Below are 377 nucleotides of genomic sequence, written 5' to 3'. Positions count from 1 at the left end.
CCTGGTCGCGGGCCTGACGGCCTGCACGCCGATTCGAAATCGGCTTATGACGCCAGACCCGCCGGTCAAAGAACAGCAGCGAGCGTCCGCGCTCTACTTCCGCGACGAGTACCAACCGAACGTCGAGAAGGTCCGGTTCACCCAGGACGGCGATCGGCCGGGTCTCGGGGCGGCGTGGAGCGTCAATGCGATCGCAACAGTCGAGGGCAGCGACTACTACGTGATCATCGGGCCGGACAGTGGCGTGGGTTGGGTCGGAGGTACCGGCATACCGCCTGAAGCGCCGACTCCTTCTCCGCACCTCCCCCTGACGGTGGTCTATAGCGACGGGACGTCTGAGGTGATCGAGTGACGACCGCCGCAACACGGATGAAGAA

General features: G+C 64.7%; 1 protein-coding gene. It reads left to right on the top strand.

Going from position 1 to position 377, the window contains the following annotated elements; genetic code table 11:
• On the top strand, window positions 1-352 hold a 352-nt coding region (locus ACZ2V4_RS11685; RefSeq protein ID WP_490514946.1), incomplete at its 5' end, for a hypothetical protein.
• Window positions 353-377 lie beyond the last annotated feature (25 nt).

The sequence above is a fragment of the Macrococcus sp. CoH-51_TC_04 genome (genome assembly GCF_058188655.1).
Note: the sequence above shows the minus strand (reverse complement) of the source record. Positions and strands in the feature narration are given on the sequence as shown.